At 71.7% G+C, this 18,908-nt stretch carries 14 protein-coding genes; 11 read left to right on the forward strand and 3 right to left on the reverse strand.

The genetic code is table 11. The features are described 5' to 3' along the window. The first annotated feature begins 42 nt into the window (after positions 1-42). On the forward strand, positions 43-330 hold the full coding sequence (locus XM48_RS09990; RefSeq protein WP_046455660.1) for a hypothetical protein: 288 nt from the start codon (positions 43-45) through the stop codon (positions 328-330). A gap of 12 nt (positions 331-342) precedes the next feature. On the opposite strand, the gene XM48_RS09995 is transcribed toward XM48_RS09990, so the two are convergent. Further along, on the reverse strand, positions 343-1,356 hold the full coding sequence (locus XM48_RS09995) for a ribonuclease HI family protein (protein WP_046455661.1): 1,014 nt from the start codon (positions 1,354-1,356) through the stop codon (positions 343-345). A gap of 123 nt (positions 1,357-1,479) precedes the next feature. On the opposite strand from XM48_RS09995, the gene XM48_RS10000 reads away from it, so the two are divergent. Further along, positions 1,480-2,214 (forward strand): alpha/beta hydrolase, encoded by a 735-nt coding sequence (locus XM48_RS10000; protein ID WP_046455662.1) that lies wholly within the window; start codon positions 1,480-1,482, stop codon positions 2,212-2,214. Here XM48_RS10000 and XM48_RS10005 read toward each other — a convergent pair. Further along, positions 2,211-5,795, reverse strand: coding sequence for a hypothetical protein (locus XM48_RS10005; protein WP_052961431.1), 3,585 nt, complete (start codon positions 5,793-5,795; stop codon positions 2,211-2,213). The two genes, XM48_RS10000 and XM48_RS10005, sit on opposite strands and share 4 nt — an antisense overlap. Before the next feature lie 305 nt (positions 5,796-6,100). Between XM48_RS10005 and XM48_RS10010 the strand changes: the two genes are divergently transcribed. The 9 genes from XM48_RS10010 to gatB all read left to right on the forward strand — a co-directional run bounded on the left by XM48_RS10010 (position 6,101) and on the right by gatB (position 18,165). Then, entirely contained in the window at positions 6,101-8,047 is a 1,947-nt protein-coding gene (locus XM48_RS10010) for a hypothetical protein (RefSeq protein WP_046455684.1), read from the forward strand. Positions 8,048-8,051: 4 nt separating this feature from the next. Then, positions 8,052-9,020, forward strand: a complete 969-nt coding sequence (locus XM48_RS10015) for a tetratricopeptide repeat protein (RefSeq protein ID WP_046455663.1) — start codon at positions 8,052-8,054, stop codon at positions 9,018-9,020. Between the two features lie 8 nt (positions 9,021-9,028). Then, on the forward strand, positions 9,029-10,195 hold the full coding sequence (locus tag XM48_RS10020; protein ID WP_084821109.1) for a cysteine desulfurase family protein: 1,167 nt from the start codon (positions 9,029-9,031) through the stop codon (positions 10,193-10,195). 96 nt (positions 10,196-10,291) lie between these two features. Beyond that, entirely contained in the window at positions 10,292-11,500 is a 1,209-nt protein-coding gene (gene mnmA / locus XM48_RS10025; protein WP_046455664.1) for a tRNA 2-thiouridine(34) synthase MnmA, read from the forward strand. After that, on the forward strand, positions 11,497-13,926 hold the full coding sequence (ligA, locus tag XM48_RS10030) for an NAD-dependent DNA ligase LigA (protein ID WP_046455665.1): 2,430 nt from the start codon (positions 11,497-11,499) through the stop codon (positions 13,924-13,926). Before mnmA ends, ligA begins: the two co-directional genes overlap by 4 nt. 98 nt (positions 13,927-14,024) lie before the next feature. Beyond that, positions 14,025-14,708 carry a DNA-3-methyladenine glycosylase I gene (locus XM48_RS10035; protein ID WP_046455666.1) on the forward strand — a complete coding sequence of 228 codons (684 nt, stop codon included), beginning with the start codon at positions 14,025-14,027 and terminating at the stop codon, positions 14,706-14,708. Between the two features lie 87 nt (positions 14,709-14,795). Then, positions 14,796-15,116, forward strand: coding sequence for an Asp-tRNA(Asn)/Glu-tRNA(Gln) amidotransferase subunit GatC (gatC, locus tag XM48_RS10040; protein WP_084821110.1), 321 nt, complete (start codon positions 14,796-14,798; stop codon positions 15,114-15,116). Between the two features lie 8 nt (positions 15,117-15,124). Continuing rightward, positions 15,125-16,648 (forward strand): Asp-tRNA(Asn)/Glu-tRNA(Gln) amidotransferase subunit GatA, encoded by a 1,524-nt coding sequence (gene gatA / locus XM48_RS10045; RefSeq protein ID WP_046455667.1) that lies wholly within the window; start codon positions 15,125-15,127, stop codon positions 16,646-16,648. Then, entirely contained in the window at positions 16,648-18,165 is a 1,518-nt protein-coding gene (gatB, locus tag XM48_RS10050) for an Asp-tRNA(Asn)/Glu-tRNA(Gln) amidotransferase subunit GatB (protein WP_046455668.1), read from the forward strand. Before gatA ends, gatB begins: the two co-directional genes overlap by 1 nt. Before the next feature lie 78 nt (positions 18,166-18,243). Here gatB and XM48_RS10055 read toward each other — a convergent pair. Then, positions 18,244-18,908 (reverse strand): patatin-like phospholipase family protein (locus XM48_RS10055; RefSeq protein ID WP_046455669.1); only part of this gene is annotated, 665 nt, incomplete at its 5' end.

The raw sequence follows: 18,908 nt of genomic DNA on the forward strand, positions 1-18,908 counted from the left end.
TGGCTCCCGGAGCCATCCGCATGAACGCACCGAGGCCGCACCGTGCCGCGTAAGCATCGCCGGGGTCCGGCGCAGGCTCCGCGCGGCGGCGACGTCACCCGTCTCGCGAACGGAGGCGCCCAGCGCGTGACGCGGTCGGGTCGCGAGTGGTTCGTGCGCGAGATCCCCGCGCATCGCGCGGAGAAGGCGTACCGATGCCCGTCGTGCGGGAACGAGATCCCACCGGGCCAGGCGCACGTCGTGGCCTGGAGCGCCGAGCATCTCTTCGGGGACGGCGCAGCGGTGCAGGAGCGTCGACACTGGCACGCCCACTGCTGGCGCCTGGTCTGAACGCCGAGCGGCTCAGGCCTCCGCGGTTCCCTGGTGGAACCTGAGACGGTACGCGCCGTCGACGCGCTGCCAGATCGAGCTGCGCAGCGACGAACGGGTGATCCCGTCGACCCGAGCGATGCTGCGGTACAGCAGCTGCGCCACCCCGGGCGCGAGCTCGACCGCGGAGATCGGATCGCAGTCGGCCTCGAGCGCGGGACTTCCGGGCAGCGCGCTCAGCGTCGCTTCGCGATCCCAGACGCGACCGGACGCACCGATCTCGACGAACTCGGGGTGCAGGAGCTCATCGAGACGGCGCGCATCACCACGCACCGCAGGGTCGAGGAGCATGCGCTCGAGCTCGACGAGCTCGGCTACCAGGTCGTCGTCGGTCGGTGAAGCGGACCCGCTCGGCTCGGGAGGGACCGAAGCCGATCCCGCGGGGCTCGCCGAGAGATCGGCATCCAGATCGAAGAGGTCGAACAGCGATGGCTCCGCAGCGGAGCCGGGGGCGGGAACCGACGGCGCGGAGGGCGCGACGGCGGGTGTCTGCATCGACGTCGATTCCGTCACGGGGTCCGCACCGATCAGTCCGGGCCCCGAATCGGGATCCCGACGCTGCTGGTACGCGGTCGCCGCGGCCCGCGCCCGCGTGTCCGCAGCCTCGTTGAGCGGATGCCCGGCGTGCCCCTTCACCCACTCGAAACGAACCTCCCGGCCGCGGAGCGCGGCATCGAGGTCCTCGAGGAGTTCGCGATTCAGCACGGGCTTGCCATCGGCCTTGCGCCAGCCCTTCCGCTTCCAACCCGGCATCCACTTGGTGACGGAGTTGATCACGTACTGGCTGTCGCAGAGCACGAGCAGCGGCTCGTCGCGTCGCGACTCGGTCGAGCGCAGCAGATCGAGGACGGCCATGAGCTCGCCCTGGTTGTTCGTCGCGCGGGGCCAGCCGCCGGCGCGCCACTCCTGATCGCTGATGACCCAGGCCCAGCCGGCGGGACCGGGATTGCCGAGTGCGGAGCCGTCCGCTGCTGCAACGATCGTCATCCCTCCATCCTGGCAGAGCCGCCGGGGTGCCCCGGCGAACGCGCCCGCACCGGCGGCTTCTATATTGGTGTGGTGCCCGAGGGCCGTGAGCGGCTCGCAGCCGGACGAGAGGATCCGACACCCATGATCGACATCACCAGCGGAACCGTGCTGCGCGCAGAGCGGGAGAACGTCGAGCTGCGCACCGCGGACGGGCTCACCCTCGTCGGAGAACTCGCGATGCCGATCGGCCGTCCGCCGCAGGCCACCCTCGTGACGCTCCACCCGCTGCCGACCGCCGGCGGATTCATGGACTCGCACGTCCTCCGCAAGGCCTCGTGGCGTCTGCCCGAGCTCGCCGACCTCGCGGTGCTCCGCTTCAACACGCGCGGCACGTCCTCACCGCGCGGCACCAGCGATGGATCCTTCGAGGAGGGCGTGGGCGAGCGGCTCGACGTCGAGGCCGCGATGCGTTTCGTCGCCGAGCGCGGTCTGCCGAACCCTTGGCTGGTCGGCTGGTCGTTCGGCACCGAGCTCGCGCTGAAGTACGGCCTGCAGCACCCGATCGAGGGCGCGATCCTGCTCTCGCCGCCGCTCCATCGCGCGACGGACGCCGAGGTCGCCGCGTGGGCGAGCGCTGCGCCGGAGCTCGTGGTGATCGTGCCGGAGCTCGACGACTACCTGCAGCCTGCCGAGGCAGCGGAGCGCTTCGCCTCGGTGCCTCGCGCCGAGATGATCCCGGTCGAGGGCGGACGCCACCTGTGGGTGGGGGAGAAGCAGGTGCGACGGGTGCTCGACGAGATCGTCGCCGCGGTGGGAACCGCGGCGACGCCGCTCCCTGGCTCGGTCGCCGAGGAGCGGGTCGAGCCGCACCGTTAGCGGTCGGTCTCGCTGCCGCCCGTCGCGGAGGTCGCCGGATCGGTGTCCTCCGAGACCGGACCGGTGGGATCCTGGTCGACGATCGGGACGTCGGTGGCCTGCTGCGTCGCCGACGTCATCTTCTGCGCATTGGTGAGCACCTCGCCGAGGCTCTCGAAGTAGCGGGCGACGGCGCCGCGCTCCACCTTCAGCTGGGTCATACGGTCCTCGGCCGCGGCGAGCACCTTCGCGGCGCGGTTCTCCGCGCTCGTGAAGGTCGCGTGCGCCCGGCGCTCGGCCTCCTGCACGATCCCCGCGGCCTCGGTCTCGGCGGCGGTGCGGATCCGATCGGCCTCGGTCTCCGAGGCGTCCTCGATGCGGTGCTGCTCGTCCCGCGCCGCGGTGAGCCGCTCGTGCAGTTCGGCGAGCTGGGTGCGCGCGGCGTCGAGTTCGCGCTGAGCGGTCTCGGCGGCCTCGCGCTGCCGGGCGACGAACTCCTGCTCGAAGGCCTCGCGGCGCTCGGCCGTGCTGCGTTCGAACTCTGCGGTCTCGGCAGCGATGCGCTCGCGTTCGGCGCGCACCGAGTCGGCGGTCGCGCTGCGGAGCTCGGCCATCTCGGTCTCCTCGCGGTGTCGGAAGTCCGCGAGCTCGGCCACCGTGTCGGCACGCAGCAGGTCGGTCTCCTCGGCGACCGCGGCCCGACGGGATTCGACCTCTCGGGCGACCTGCTCGGTCGCCGCCTCGCGCTCGTGGCGGAGCGTCTCGTCGTGCAGTTCGCGGGCCGCTGCGAGTTCGCGCTCGTGCTCGTCGCGCTCGCGCGAGATGTCTCCGGCGAACTGGGCGCGGTCGCGGTCGATGCGCAGCTCGAACTGCTCGCGGGAGAGCCCGAGTTCGGCCGCGGCTTCCTCGCGGTCGATCCGCATGCGCTCCGCTTCGGCAGCGGCTTCGTCGGTGATGCGGGCCCGGTGCTCGACGAGCTCCGCGGCGATCGTCTCGTCGTGCAGGGTACGTTCGTCGGCGAGCGTCGCGTCGTGCGCGCTGCGCGCTGCGGCGAGTCGGCGCTCCTGCTCGGCGCGCTCCTGCTCGAGCCCGTGCTCGTGCGCTGCGCGCTCGGTCGAGATCCGCTCGTCGTGATCCGCGCGCTCGGTGTCCAGGGACGCCCGGTGCTCGGAGAGTTCCGCGGCGATGGCGGAGTCGTGCTGCTCGCGCTGGGCGAGGAGCTGCCGCTCCTGCGCCTCCCGTTCCGTGCGCAGCTCTTCCTCGTGCGCGGCGCGCTCGGTCGCGACGGCCTCGTCGTGCGTCGAGCGCTGCTCGGCGAGCTCCTGCTCGAGCGCGGCGCGCTCGCGGGACAGCTCCGTGTGCTGGAGCGATCGGGCGGACTCCAGCGCGGTCTCGTGCGCGGTGCGTTCCTCGGCGATGCGCTGCTCGTGCGCGGTCAGCGCCGCATCGAGAGCGGCGGTCTGGTCGTTGCGGGCGGCGTCGAGCTCGGTTCGCTGCGCGTACCGCTCGTCGGCGAGGGACTCGTCGTGCGCGTGCCGCTCGTCCGCGAGCGACCGCTCGTGCGCCTCCCGCTCGGAAGCGATCCGCTCCGCCGCCGCTGCGGCTTCGCGAGCGATGCGCTCGGCGTGGGCCGTGGACTCCCGCTCGACGCGGGCGTCCAGGTCGGCGGATTCGCGCTCGATGCGGTCGGCGTGATCCGTGGCTTCGCGTTCGATCCGCTCCGCGTGCTCGGTCGATTCGCGCTCGATCCGGTCGCGGTGCTCGGCGGTCTCCCGCTCGATGCGGGCTTCCAAGTCGGCGGATTCGCGAGCGATGCGGTCGGCGTGGTCGGCGGATTCGCGAGCGATCCGTTCGGCGTGCTCGGCAGATTCGCGCTCGATCCGTTCGGCGTGCTCGGTCGACTCGCGCTCCAATTGCTCGTCGTGAGCCGCGCGTTCCGCCGAGATACGTGCGTCGTGAGCTTCGCGCTCCCCGGAAAGCGCGGTGTCGTGCGCCTGGCGCTCCTGCTCCAGCTGCGCATCCTGCGTTCCGCGCTCGCCGATCAGCTGCCGCTCGTGCGTCTCGCGCTCGTCGGCGATCCGGGTCGCGTGCAGTCCGAGCTCGGCCGAGATGCGCTGGGCGTGCTCAGCGCTCTCGGTGGAGATGCGGAGGTCGTGCTCGGCGCGCTCGTCCGCGAGCAGCGCCTCCTGCTCCGATTGCGCCGAGGCGAGTGCCGCATCGTGGGCCTCGCGCTCGGAGACGATGCGCTGATCGTGGGAGGCACGCTCGTTCACCAGGCGGGTCTGGTGCGCCTCGAGCTCCCGGGTGATGCGGGCCGCGTGGGCTTCGCGCTCGTCGGCGAGGGCGGTGTCGTGGGCGTCGCGCTCGGAGACGATGCGGGACTCGTGCTGCTCGCGGGCGCGGCCGAGCTCGAGCTCCTGCGCCGCGCGATCCTCGGAGAGGCGTTCGGCCTGCTCCTCAGCGAGTCGTGTGCGCTCGGCGGCGGCGGTCTCGTCGGCGCGAGCGCGCTCGCGTTCGGCCTGCTCCTGAGCGGACTGGATCCGGGCGCGAGCGGCCTCATCGGTGCGTGCCTGCTCCGCGGCGAAGGCGTCCCGCTGCTGGGCGAGGCGCTCTTCGTGACTGCGCGCCTGCTCGGCGATGCCCCGCTCGTGCGTCTCGCGTTCCTCGGCGATGGCGCGGTCGTGGACCTCGCGCTCCTGCGCGATCCGCCCACGGAGGGTCTCGATCTCGGTGCTCAGGGTACGACGGAGCCCGTCCATCTCCTGGGTCAGTTCGCGCTCGCGAGCGGCGAAGCGCGCCTCGAGCTCGGATTCCTCGCGCTGCTGGCGGGCGGCGAACTCCGCGCGGGTCCGTTCCGCTTCGCTCGCGAGACGGGCGCGCTCCTGCGCGGAGTCCCGCTCGTTCTCGGCGCTCGTGCGCGCGAACTGCTCGGCCTCGCGCTCGGTCGTGGCGCGCAGTTCGGCGGCCGACGCCTTCGCCGCTTCGAGCAGCCGTTCGACCTCCGCACGGGCACGGGCGAGCATCGCCTGAGCCTCGGCTTCGGCGGTCTCGGTCCGGGACGCGCCGTCGCGCTCGGTGGACGCCTGCAGCAGCTCGGCGGTGCGACGGGACTCCTCGAGCAGCCGCTCGCTCTCGGCGGTGCTCTCCGTCTGCAGCCGTTCCGCGGCCGCGCGTGCGGTGGAGACCGCGGTCTCGGCCTGCTCGGTGGCGCTGGTCACCAGCTCATCGGCGCGGCTCTGCGCCTGGCTCAGCAGTCGCTGGGTCTCGGCCTCGGTGGTGCGGCGCAGCTTCTCCGCGTCGAGATCCGCCTGCGCCATCAGGCGGTGGGCGTGATCCTCTGCGATCTGCAGGCTCTTCTCGACGCGGAGGCCGAGGCCGGAGTACCCGCTCGCGCCGAGCTCGGACACCTGGTCCTGGAGGTCGGTGATGAGGGTGCGCTGCTCCTCGCTGTCGCGGACGGCCTGCTGGTACGCCGCCTGCAGGGATGCGAGGTGCTCCTGCAGCGTGCCGATGTGCTGGGACAGCGCACCGACTTTCGCGTCGACTTCGCCGCGGTGGTAGCCGCGGAAGGCTTGCGAGAAGAGCGGATCTGCTTCGGTCACGAGGGTCCTCCGGAAGGGTGGCTGCCCGGTACGCTTCGGAGGGGTCCGTCGGCGCGCCGGAGATCTGTCTCATCGTAGAACATTTCGGCCGGTCAGGGACTGGAGATGACATCCCGGGCCGAGCCGTCGCAGGTCCGTTCGGCTCGAGTCGAGATGCGCACGGACCGCATGCGATTCAGCTGAACGCGAAGACGTACCCACCCGCCCTTCGGAAAGCTCCGGTACCGTTGAAGCTTGAATTGTCTGTGGACGGCGAGGTGCGACGCGCGGGAGCGCGATCGAATCCGCCGATGAAGGAGGACCGCGTGCGGTTTTTCGGTGCCATCACCGCCCTGGTGCTCGCCGGCGTCATGCTCATCCTCGGGATCGGCCAGCGGACCTTCCTCGCGGGACCGGCCGAGATCGAGTACCAGGCCAAGTCGAGCGGGGAGGAGCACTACGCCGTGATCCCGGCTTCGGCGTTCGGTGAGGTGACCGGGCAACCGAGCGTCGTGCTCGAGGGCAAGAACGCCTTCGCAGCGATCGGCGCGACTCGCGATGTCGAGGCCTGGGCGGCGGAGTACCGCCACCTCGAGATCGGAGTCGATACGAAGCAGAAGCGCCTGAACGCCGCGACGGTCGCCGCCGAGGCTCCGAAGGCCGCTGATGGCGGAGACTCCCAGGCCGATGCAGCCAAGACCCCTGAACTGCTGGACCCGCGGGGCAGCGATCTCTGGCTCGCCGAGTACGGTACGGGTGTGTCGAACGCGGGCGCGTCCCCGTCCGCCGCCGAGGGCGCCGGAACGCTGCGGGTGCCCGTCGCGCTCAAGTCGGACCAGTCGATCCTCGTCGCGACGAACGGCGCGGATCCGCTGCCGCAGAAGATCGCTCTCGCCTGGGCGCAGGACCGCAGCACTCCGCTGGCGGGCCCGTTCCTCGTGGCCGGCGGCGTCCTGGCTCTGATCGGAGCGCTGCTCTACCTGCTCGCGGTCGACCACGACCGCCGTGGTCTCGGTCCGCGGCGCGGTCGGCGCGGCCCGCTGCAGGGCATCCGGAACTTCTTCAGCCGCGGCGGCAAGCGACGGGCGGCGCCCTCCACGACGACCGAAGCGCCGAAGGCCGCGGACGCGGGCTCCGGTACCGCTCAGCGCACGGCAGCGCGCAGGCTGCGACGCGCGGCGATCCCCATCGGGCTCGCGGGGCTCCTGGCGCTCAGCGGCTGCTCCGCCTCCTACTGGCCCCAGTTCGGCGGGGACGCGGCTCCGAGCGAGACGACCACCAGTCCGAGCCCGTCGAAGTCCGCTCCGGTCCCCGTGAACGACGACCAGATCAAGCGGATCATCGGCAGCGTCGCGGACGCCGCGACCCAGGGCGACGACAGTCTCGACGCGAAGCAGCTCGAAGCCCGGTTCACGGGCGACGCGCTGCAGCAGCGCACCGCCAACTACAAGATCCGGGCCAAGGTGAAGGACTACGAAGTGGTCCCGCCCCGCATCACGAACCGCCAGGAGTCCTACAAGCTGGTGCAGAGCACGGAGGACTGGCCCCGCGTGGTCCTGGCGACCGTCGCCTCCGAGCCCGGTGTCAAGAAGGCCTCCACGCCGAGCCCCAGCGCGACGAAGTCCGATGCCGCGCAGCAGCAGGAGGAATCGCCGACGCTCGCGCTGATGCTCGTGCAGGACAACCCGCACGTGAACTTCCAGGTGTCGCGCGTCGTCGCACTCCGAGGCGGGCAGAAGATGCCCGACGCCGCACCGGCGGAGGAGGGCACCGCGCGCGTCTCCGACGATCTGAGCACGCTCGCTCTCACCCCGGCGGCAGCGGTCGCCGACTACGCCAAGGTCCTCCAGGGCGGCGACAAGGTCGCCGAGGCGAGCGCGTTCAACCTGCAGGACGACGTCCTCGTCACGAAGAGCGGGGCGGCCTGGGTCGCTCAGGCGCAGGCCAAGGCGAAGAAGGACGGCAACGAGTCGGTCAAGTACTCGGTGACGGTGACCCCGAGCGATTCCGAGCTGATCAGCCTGTCCACCGGTGTCGGCGGCGCTCTCGTGAGCGCGACCCTCCGCGAGGAGCGCATCGAGGATTCGGCCGGAGGCCGCGCCAAGCCCACAGCGACCGCGAGCGTGACAGCGCTCTCGGGTCTCGAGGGGCGTCAGGACAAGCTGGTTCGCGTGGTCACGCACCAGATCCTGTTCTTCATCCCGAGTAAGACGAGCGGCGGACAGGTCCAGCGGCTCGGCGTGACCAGCGAGCTCGTAGAGGCGAGGAAGTAACCAGATGAGTCAGCAGATGCCCGAGCGGATCCCCGGCGGCGGGGTCGATCTGAGCCACCTCGCTGCGCGGGCCCAGCAGCCCGCGCAGGGGAGCGCGCCCGCGGGCGCGCCCGGCGGAGGACAGGTGGTCGATATCCCGGCGGTGGTGTTCGATCTCACCGACGCGACCTTCGAACAGGCGATGCAGATCTCGTCCGTGGTGCCCGTGGTCATCGACCTCTGGGCCGAGTGGTGCCAGCCCTGCAAGACCCTGAGCCCCGTGCTCGAGAAGGTGACGCGGCAGAGCGCGGGCCAGCTGGTCCTCGCGAAGGTGGACGTCGATGCGAACCCCGGGCTCGCCCAGGCGTTCCAGGCGCAGTCGATCCCCACGATCGTCGCGCTCGTCGGAGGCCGGCCGGTCCCGCTGTTCCAGGGCGCGGTGCCCGAGGCTCAGGTGCGCGAGGTGTTCGTCCAGCTGCTGCAGCTCGCCGCCGAGCAGGGAGTCACCGGCCGTGTGAGCGCTCCGGATCTCGACGGCGAGGCGCCGACCGATGCGGAGGCGCCGGCCGAACCCGAGGTGCCCGAGGCGCACAAGCCCGCCCTCGAAGCGCTGGAGCGGGGCGACTACGCTGCCGCTGCCGCCGCGTACCACGACGTGCTCGCGAAGTCCCCGCGGGACGCCGAGGCGAAGGCCGCGCTCGCCCAGGTGACCCTGCTGCTCCGTCTGCAGGGCGCGACCGCCGAGGACATCCGGTCGGCTGCGGCCGATCGTCCGGCGGACATCGAAGCGCAGCTGGCGGTGGCCGACCTCGACCTGTCGGGCGGTCACGTCGAGGACGCGCTGCTGCGCCTGCTTGAGCTGTTCGCGGAGCGGACCGACGCCGACGAGCGGAGCGCGATCCGCGAGCGCCTGCTCGACTACTTCGAAGTGGTCGGAACCGCCGATCCGCGTGTCGTCGCCGCGCGGGGACGCCTCGCGAGCCTGCTCTACTGAGTCCGGACGTGCGCGCCTACCTCGATCATGCCGCGACGGCTCCGATGCCCGCCGAGGTCCTCGACGGGTACACCGAAGCGCTGCGGACCGTCGGGAATCCGGCTTCGACCCACGGGCACGGCCAAGCGGCCAGTGCGCGCCTCGAGGCCGCGCGCGAGGGGCTCGCGCAGCGCTTCGGCTGCACCCCGGCCGAGGTCACGCTGACCTCGGGCGGGACCGAGTCGATCAACCTCGGCCTCAAGGGGCTCTTCTGGGCGCGCCGTCGCGCGGGGGCCGGCCCGGTGGTGCTGGTCGCGGACGGCGAGCACCACGCGACGATCGAGGCCGCCGAATGGCTCCGGGACGCGCAGGGGGCGGAACTGCGCTGGATCCCGCTGGACGGGACCGGACGGCTGACCCCCGGTGCGCTGACCGCGGCCATCGCCGACGCCGGCGCGGATCGGGTCGCTCTGATCTCCTTCCTCGCGGCGAACAACGAGGTCGGCACGGTGAACGACACCGTCGCGCTCTGCGGGATCGCGAGGGCCGCAGGAATCCCGGTCCACGTCGACGCCGTGGCGGCGCTCGGCCAGCTGCCGATCGACTTCCGGGGGAGCGGCGCCGCGCTGATGAGCCTGTCGGCCCACAAGGTCGGCGGGCCGGTCGGGGTCGGAGCGCTGCTCATCGACCGCGGCACCGCGATCGATCCGCTGCAGCACGGGGGGTCGCAGCAGCGCGGACGCTCGGGCACGCAGGACGTGGCGGGAGCGGTCGGATTCGCGCTCGCGGCGGAGCTCGCCGCGCCCGAGGCTCCGCGGATCGAACGCATCCGCGCGCTCAGGGATCGCCTGATCTCGGGCGTGCGCGCGGCGGTTCCCGACGCGGTGCTGCGCGGTGCCGCAGCGGACGATGACCGGCTGCCCGGCAACGCCCACTTCACGTTCCCCGGGTGCCAGGGGGACTCGCTCGTGTTCCTGCTGGATGCGGCAGGGATCTCGGCTTCGGTCGGGTCCGCGTGCCGGGCCGGGGTCGCCGAGACCTCGCACGTGCTGCTCGCGATGGGGCTCGACGACGGGGTCGCGGCCGGCGCGCTCCGCTTCACCATCGGCTTCGACACGACGGAGGCCGAGATCGAGCTGCTGCTGCGGGAGCTGCCGGAGGCCGTCGAGCGCGCGCGGAGCGCCGGGCTGAGCTGAGACTCCGGGATCGGCATCGCGCGGAGCGATGACGACGGGCGGGTGCGCTCGGAAACGGCGTGCGTCGGAGGCCGGGAGTCGCCGTAGAATGGACGGATGAGAATTCTCGCTGCGATGAGCGGCGGCGTCGACTCGGCGGTGGCTGCGGCACGCGCAGTGGAAGCCGGGCACGAGGTGGTCGGAGTCCACCTGGCGCTGAGCCGCATGCCGGGCACACTGCGTACCGGTTCGCGGGGGTGCTGCACCATCGAGGACGCGATGGACGCCCGCCGCGTCGCCAACCTGCTCGACATCCCCTTCTACGTCTGGGACTTCAGCGAACGTTTCAAGGCCGACGTGGTCGACGACTTCGTCGCGGAGTACGAGGCGGGCCGTACGCCCAACCCGTGCATGCGCTGCAACGAGAAGATCAAGTTCGCGGCGCTGCTCGACAAGGCGATCGCGCTCGGCTTCGACGCGGTCGCGACGGGGCACTACGCGACGCTCGTCGACGGGCCTGCGGGACGCGAGCTGCATCGGGCGAGCGCCTGGGCGAAGGACCAGTCCTACGTGCTCGGCGTACTGACCGAGGAGCAGCTCGCGCACTGCTACTTCCCGCTCGGCGACACGCCTTCGAAGGAACTGATCCGCGCCGAGGCCGAGGAGCGCGGGATCCAGGTGGCGGCGAAGCCCGACAGCCACGACATCTGCTTCATCCCCGAGGGCGACACGCGCGAGTGGCTCTCCGAGCACCTCGATCGCGAACCGGGCGAGATCGTCGACGAGTCCGGCGATGTCATCGGCACGCACGACGGTGCCCGCGGGTACACGGTGGGCCAGCGGCGCGGCCTGCAGCTCGGCCGCCCGGCGGTCGACGGCAACCCGCGCTACGTGCTCTCGATCCGACCCGTCTCGAACCAGGTCGTCGTCGGCCCGAAGGAACGCCTCGCGATCTCCCGGATCGCGGGCGGACGCTACAGCTGGGCGGGGGAGCCGGGGATCGATCCCGGCGTCGCCTTCTCCTGCGACGTGCAGATCCGCGCGCACGCCGATCCGGTCCCGGCGGTCGCGCGCCTCGTCGAGATCGACGAGGCGGAGCGGACCGAGCTGCACCGCGCCGACGCGTCGCACGAGATCGTCGTCGACATCGATCTGGCCCTCGCCGAGCCCCTGCTCGGCGTCGCGCCCGGGCAGACCGCGGTGCTGTACCGGGGTACTCGCGTGCTCGGGCAGTTCACCATCGACCGGGCGCTCGCCTCGGCCGAGCCCGGTACGGAGCTGCGCGTCGAAGAGATGTCGGTGGCCGCTCCTACAATGAGCGTGTGACCCAGAACGACAGCAGCATCCCCGTCGAATTCGAAGCGGCGCGCGTCGAGGCCGAGCAGCTGACCGCCGAGATCGAGCGGTACCGCGCGGCCTACTACTCCGAGGCGACGAGCCTCGTCTCGGACGCGCAATACGACGAGCTGTTTCACCGGCTCGAAGCGCTCGAGCGGGCGTTCCCCGAGCTGGCCGGCCAGGACAGCCCCACGCAGGAGGTCGGATCCGCGGTCGCCTCCGCGGGGTTCCCCGAGCACGAGCACGCCGAGCGCATGCTCAGTCTCGACAACGTCTTCTCGCTCGACGAGTTCCGCGAGTGGGCCGAGAAGGCCCGCGCGTCGTCGGGGCGCGCGGTGCGGTGGCTCACGGAGCTCAAGATCGACGGGCTCGCCATCGCACTGGCCTATCGCAACGGCGTGCTCGAGACCGCGACCACCCGCGGCGACGGCCGGGTCGGCGAGGACATCACCGAGAACGTCGACCTGATCCCGGTGATCCCGCGCGTGCTCGAGGGCGAGGGAATTCCGGAGTTCTTCGAGGCGCGCGGCGAGGTCTTCCTCACGACCGAGAACTTCGAGGCGCTGAACGAGCGCCAGCACGCGCTCCAGGCCGAGTTCGCAGCGGATCAGCTCGCGAAGGGCGTCCCCGCCGAGAAGATCACCGTGCGCTTCCCCGAGTTCGCGAACGCGCGCAACACGGCGGCGGGCAGTCTGCGGCAGCGCGCCGAGAAGAAGAACGAGCGCGAGCTCGAGCTGATGCGTGATCGGCTCGGGCGGCTCTCGCTCTACGTGCACGGCATCGGCGCCTGGCAGCATCCGGACTTCGCGAACCAGTCCGACGCCTACGAGCTGCTGAGCGCCTGGGGGCTCCCGGTCTCGCCCCACTCGCGGGTGCTCGATTCGGTCGACGAGGTGCTCGAGTTCATCGAGGATCGCGGCGTGCACCGGCACGACTTTGAGCACGAGATCGACGGGATCGTCATCAAGATCGACGAGCTCGAGCTCCACCGGGAGCTGGGCGAGACGAGCCGGGCGCCCCGGTGGGCGATCGCCTACAAGTACCCGCCCGAGGAGGTCTACACCAAGCTGCTCGCCATCCGCGTCGGGGTCGGGCGCACCGGTCGGGCGACTCCCTACGCGGTCATGGAACCGGTCAAGGTCGCGGGTTCGACCGTCAGCCAGGCCACGCTGCACAATCAGCAGGTGGTCAAGGCCAAGGGCGTGCTGATCGGCGACACGGTCGTGCTGCGCAAGGCGGGCGACGTGATCCCCGAGGTGCTCGGCGCCGTGCTGGAACGTCGCGACGGCAGCGAGGTCGAGTGGCAGATGCCGGTGGGATGCCCGGAGTGCGGCACGGAGCTGCGCGCGATGAAGGAGGGCGACATCGACCTCCGCTGCCCGAACGCGCGAGCGTGCCCGGCGCAGGTCCGCGGTCGGGTCGAGCACATCGGCTCGCGAGGCGGCCTCGACATCGAGGTGCTCGGCGAGATCACCGCCGCGGCGCTCACGCAGCCCGAGGTGCCGTCCGTGCCGCCGCTCGAGACGGAAGCCGGGCTGTTCGACCTCACCCTCGAGGAACTCGTCCCGATCACCGTCGTGGTCCGGGACAGCGAGACGGGTGAGCCGGTGATCGACGAGGCGACCGGTGAAGCGCGCAGGCGCTCCCCGTTCCAGCGCGTGACCGTCGAGTACCCGCCCGAGGCGGAAGGGATGGACGCGGCGGCACGTCGCCAGGCCGGCTTCCGCAAGGACCACCGGGTCGTGCGACCGTCCAAGGACGCCGAGACCTTCCTCGCCGAGCTCGAGCGGGCCAAGACCAAGCCGCTCTGGAGGCTGATCGTCTCGCTGAACATCCGGCATGTGGGGCCGGTCGCCGCGCGAGCGCTGGCCGACTGGTTCGGCTCGCTCGACGCGATCCGCGCCGCGAGCGTCGAGGAGCTCTCCGCGGTCGACGGCGTCGGCGGGATCATCGCGGAGTCGTTGCTCGAGTGGTTCGAGGTCGATTGGCACCGCGAGATCGTCGAGCGGTGGACCGCGGCGGGCGTGCAGTGGGCGACGCCGGGGCATCCCGGGCCGGGCGCCGCCGTCGCCGAGGGCGGCGTGCTCGCCGGACTCACCGTAGTGGCCACGGGTTCCCTCGACGGATTCACCCGTGACGGTGCGAAGGAGGCGATCATCCAGGCCGGTGGAAAGGCCGCGTCGAGCGTCTCGAAGAAGACGGACTACGTCGCCGCCGGTCCCGGTGCGGGCTCGAAGCTCGCGAAGGCGGAGGAACTGGGCATCCCGGTGCTCGACGCGAGCCAGTTCGCGGTGCTCGTCTCGGAGGGCCCCGCTGCTCTCGGCCTCGGCGACACCGAGGCCGGTGAGACGGCAGGCGCGCCCGCAACGGCCGAGGACTCCGCGACTCCCGAGGAGCTCCGTTCGGAGGGCTGAGCGCCTCCCGGCGAGTTATCCACAGATCTCGCTTTTTCGTCTTCTGGGGCTTCCGGGAATCCCTACGCTGAGGGGAAATCCCGAGCGAAGGAGAACCGGTGACCGACACCACCGAAGCACTCGACCAAGTCCCGAACACCTCCGCGGTGAGCGTCGGCGAAGCCGAGCCGTTGGCCCGCGCGGCCTGGGCGCTGCAGTCGCCGATGCTCACCGAGTACTACGACACCGAGTGGGGTGTGCCGGTCTTCGACGAGCGCGGGGTGTTCGAGCGGCTCACGCTCGAAGCCTTCCAATCGGGGCTCTCCTGGATCACGATCCTGCGCAAGCGAGAAGCCTTCCGGGCGGCGTTCGACGGCTTCGAGCCCGAGGCGATCGCGGGGTACGGCGAAGCCGACATCGAACGGCTGCTCGCCGACGAGGGCATCATCCGCAACCGCATGAAGATCCTCGCCACGATCGGCAACGCGCGAGCCACGCTCGCGCTGCGGCACGACCCGGAGGCCGGCGACCTCGCGCGTCTGGTCTGGGCGGCGATGCCCGAGCGCTCTCCGCTGCCCGAGACGGATGCCGAGGTGCCGAGCACGTCTCCGGAGTCCGTCGCGCTCGCGAAGGAGCTGAAGCGCCGCGGCTTCTCCTTCGTCGGGCCCACCACGGTCTACGCCCTGATGAGCGCCATCGGCGTCGTCGACGTCCACCTCCGTTCGAGCCACCGACGCGGCTGCTCGGGGCTCTGGGCGGTCGACGGCGCCCGCACCGACGTGCCGCTCCCGTTCGCGACATGAGAGGTTCGGGAGCGCCCACGAACCGAGGCCGCCCGCGCTCGATAGGATGGACGGGTTCCCGAAGCCCCTCTTCACCCCTGGAGCAGCATGCCTGAACCCAGCGCGGCGAGCAGCGAGATCACGGCCGAGACCGTGCAGCATCTCGCCGGACTCGCCCGGATCGCCCTCACCGACTCCGAGGTCTCCTCGCTCACGAGCGAACTCGGATCGATCCTCACCAGCATCGCGAAGGTCAGCGAGGTGGCCACCCCCGAGGTGCCGGCCACCAGCCACCCGATCCCGCTGAGCAACGTCACCCGACCCGACGAGGTCTCCGACGTGCTCACGCAGGAGCAGGCGCTCATGAACGCGCCCGATGCGGCCGAGGGCATGTTCCGCGTGTCGTCGATTCTGGGCGAAGAGCAGTAGAGGACGACATGAACGATCTGATCACGCTGACCGCGGCCGAGCTGGCCGCGAAGATCTCCTCGGGTGAGGTCTCCTCCGTCGAGGCCACCCGCGCCCACCTCGACCGCATCGCCGAGGTCGACGGCGCGGTGCACGCCTTCCTCGCGACGAACGAAGAGGCGTCCCTGGCGGCCGCCCGCGACATCGATGCCCGCCGTGCGGCGGGCGAGGCGCTCGGCGAGCTCGCCGGCGTGCCCCTCGCGGTCAAGGACGTGCTCGTCACCACCGACATGCCGTCCACCTCGGGATCGAAGATCCTCGAGGGGTATCGCTCGCCGTTCGACGCGACCACCGTGGCGAAGGCCCGGGCAGCCGGTCTCGTCTCCATCGGCAAGACCAACATGGACGAGTTCGCGATGGGCTCCGCCACCGAGAACTCGGCGTACGGGCCCACCCACAACCCGTGGTCGCTCGACCGGGTGCCCGGCGGGTCCGGCGGCGGGTCCGCGGCCGCGGTGGCCGCCTTCGAAGCTCCGCTCGCGCTCGGCTCCGACACCGGCGGCTCGATCCGCCAGCCGGCCGCGCTCACGGGCACGGTCGGTGCCAAGCCGACCTACGGCGGGGTCAGCCGCTACGGCGCGATCGCGCTCGCATCCTCGCTCGATCAGGTCGGTCCCTGCGCGCGCACCGTGCTCGACACCGCGCTCCTGCACGACGTGATCGCCGGTCACGACCGGCACGACTCGACCTCGCTCGACTTCGCGTGGCCCTCGATGGCCGCGGCCGCGCGCGGGGGAGTCGATCCGTCGAGCCTCAAGGGCCTGCGCGTCGGCGTGGTGAAGCAGCTGATGATCGACGGCGTGCAGCCCGGCGTGAAGGCCAGCTTCGAGCAGGCGCTCGCGCTGCTCACCGCGCAGGGCGCCGAGATCGTCGAGATCGACGCCCCGCACTTCGAGTACGCGGTCGCCGCCTACTACCTGATCCTCCCGTCGGAGGCCTCGAGCAACCTCGCGAAGTACGACTCCGTGCGCTTCGGCCTGCGCGTCGCGCCCGAGGGCGGCGGCACCGTCGAGAGCGTCATGAGCGCGACCCGCGAGGCCGGGCTCGGCGCGGAGGTCAAGCGCCGCATCATCCTCGGTACCTACGCGCTCTCCGCCGGCTACTACGACGCCTACTACGGCAGCGCGCAGAAGGTCCGCACGCTGATCCAGCGCGACTTCGCGAACGCGTTCGCGCAGGTCGACGTGATCGCCTCGCCCACCGCGCCCACCACCGCGTGGAAGCTCGGCGAGCACGGCGGAGACCCGATGCAGGACTACCTGAACGACGCCACGACGATCCCCGCGAACCTCGCCGGGATCCCGGGGCTCAGCCTGCCCATCGGCACCGCGAGCGAGGACGGCCTGCCGGTCGGCCTGCAGCTCATGGCCCCCGCGTTCGAAGACGCCCGCCTGTACCGCGCGGGCGCCGCAATCGAGCGGCTCATCGCCGAGCGCGACGGCGCTCCGTTCTGGGCCCAGGCGCCCGCACTCACCGGAAAGGCTGGCGCATAATGGCCAAGACCAAGCTGATGGACTTCGACCGCGCCCTCGAACTCTTCGAGCCGGTCATCGGTCTCGAGGTGCACGTCGAGCTCAACACCAAGACCAAGATGTTCAGCACGGCGCCGAACGTCTTCGGGTCCGAGCCGAACACCAACCTCGCCCCCGTCTGCCTCGGCCTGCCCGGCTCGCTCCCGGTGGTCAACGAGCAGGCCGTGCGCTCCTCGATCAGCCTGGGCCTCGCGCTCGGCTGCGGCATCGCCGAGGTCTCGGGTTTCGCCCGGAAGAACTACTTCTACCCGGACATGGGCAAGAACTACCAGATCTCGCAGTACGACGACCCGATCGCGCACGACGGCTCGGTCGAGATCGAGCTCGCCTCCGGTCGTGTCGTGCACGTGCCCATCGAGCGCGCGCACATGGAGGAGGACGCCGGCAAGCTGAACCACGTCGGCGGCTCCACCGGTCGGATCCAGGGCGCCGAATACTCGCTCGTCGACTACAACCGAGCGGGTGTTCCGCTGGTCGAGATCGTCACGCGGCCGATCTTCGGCGGTGAGGCCGATGTCCCCGAGATCGCGGCAGCCTACGTGTCGACCATCCGCGACATCGTGGTGGCGCTCGGCATCTCGGACGCGCGCATGGAGCGGGGCAACATCCGCTGCGACGCGAACGTCTCGCTGCGCCCCCGCGGCAACGAGGACGCCGGCATGTCGGTGCTCGGCACCCGCACCGAGACGAAGAACGTGAACTCGCTGCGCTCGATCGAGCGCGCGGTCCGCTTCGAGATCCAGCGGCAGGCGCTGATCCTCTCCGAGGGCGGCTCCATCACGCAGGAGACCCGCCACTGGCACGAGGACACCGGCGAGACCTCGCCCGGTCGTCCCAAGAGCGACGCCGACGACTACCGGTACTTCCCGGAGCCCGACCTCGCTCCGCTCACGCCGTCGCGCGAGCTGGTCGAGGAACTGCGCGCCGCGCTGCCCGAGCACCCGACCCTGCGCCGCCGCCGGCTGCGCGAGGACTGGCAGTTCTCGGCGCTCGAGTTCCAGGACGTCGTGAACGCCGGCCTGCTCACCGACATCGAGGCGACCGTCGCCGCCGGCGTGCCGGCCCAGGCCGCGCGCAAGTGGTGGATGGGCGAGATCGCACGCATCGCCAAGGAGCGCTCCGCCGCGCCCACGGACCTCATCACGCCCGCGCAGATCGCCTCGGTCGTCGAGCTCGTCGAAGCGGGAACCCTCAACGACAAGCTGGCGCGTCAGGTGATCGCCGGCATCATCGACGGCGAGGGCACGGCCCAGCAGATCGTCGACGCCCGCGGTCTCGCGATCGTGTCGGACGACGGCCCGCTGATCGAGGCCGTCGACGCGGCGCTCGCCGAGCAGCCGGACGTGCTCGCCAAGATCCGCGACGGCAAGGTGCAGGCCGCCGGTGCGATCATCGGTGCGGTCATGAAGGCGATGCGCGGGCAGGCGGACGCGGGCCGCGTGCGCGAGCTCGTCATCGAGCGCGCCTCGGCCGAGTAGGCAGAGCCATCGCGGGGCGGACCCGCGAACGGACGGCCCGTCCGGATCCCCACGGATCCGGGCGGGCCGTCCGCGTGCTCAGCCCCAGAACGCGCCGAGCCGATCGGCGAGCCCCACGCCCTGCGCGAATCCGGCCCGTGCCGCGCCCGGACGCAGCGACGGATCCATCGCGTTCGCTCCGATCAGCCGCGCGGCCTCCTCGTCGGGCCCGACGACTTCGACGGTGCTGCCCGCCGCGCGCAGATCGTCCGCCTGCGCCGCCAGCTGCATGCGCCACTCGATCGGGTGGCGGGTACGCCCGCCGAAGGGGGACAGCACGAGCACCCGTTCGCTGCCGACCGCGAGATCCGCGTTCTCGTTGCGACGGTACCCGCCGTCGATGAAGGAGCGGCCGCAGGCGCGATGCGGGGCGCCGCTCGCGCAACTCGCCGCGACGGCGTCCGCGAGCTCGATCCCGTTGTCGCGATCGAAGACGACCGGGGATCCGTCCGCGGCATCGACGGCGACGACGCGCAGATCGCGCGCCGGCCAGCGCTGATCGGGCAGCCGGGAGGCGACGACTGCGCGCCAGCGCGCGCTCCGCGCCGGATCGGATGCACCGTCGAGCTGCAGCGCCGCCGCACCCATGCGGCGTCGCATGTCCGCAGGGTCCGCGGAGGCGGCGATGATCCGGGAGGTGCGGTCGAGCTGCTCCGCGACCGCGACCGCGACAGAGGCAGAGGCAGCCGAGGCGGCCGCGACGG

Source organism: Leucobacter sp. Ag1 (assembly GCF_000980875.1).
In the GTDB taxonomy this organism is placed as follows: domain Bacteria; phylum Actinomycetota; class Actinomycetes; order Actinomycetales; family Microbacteriaceae; genus Leucobacter; species Leucobacter iarius.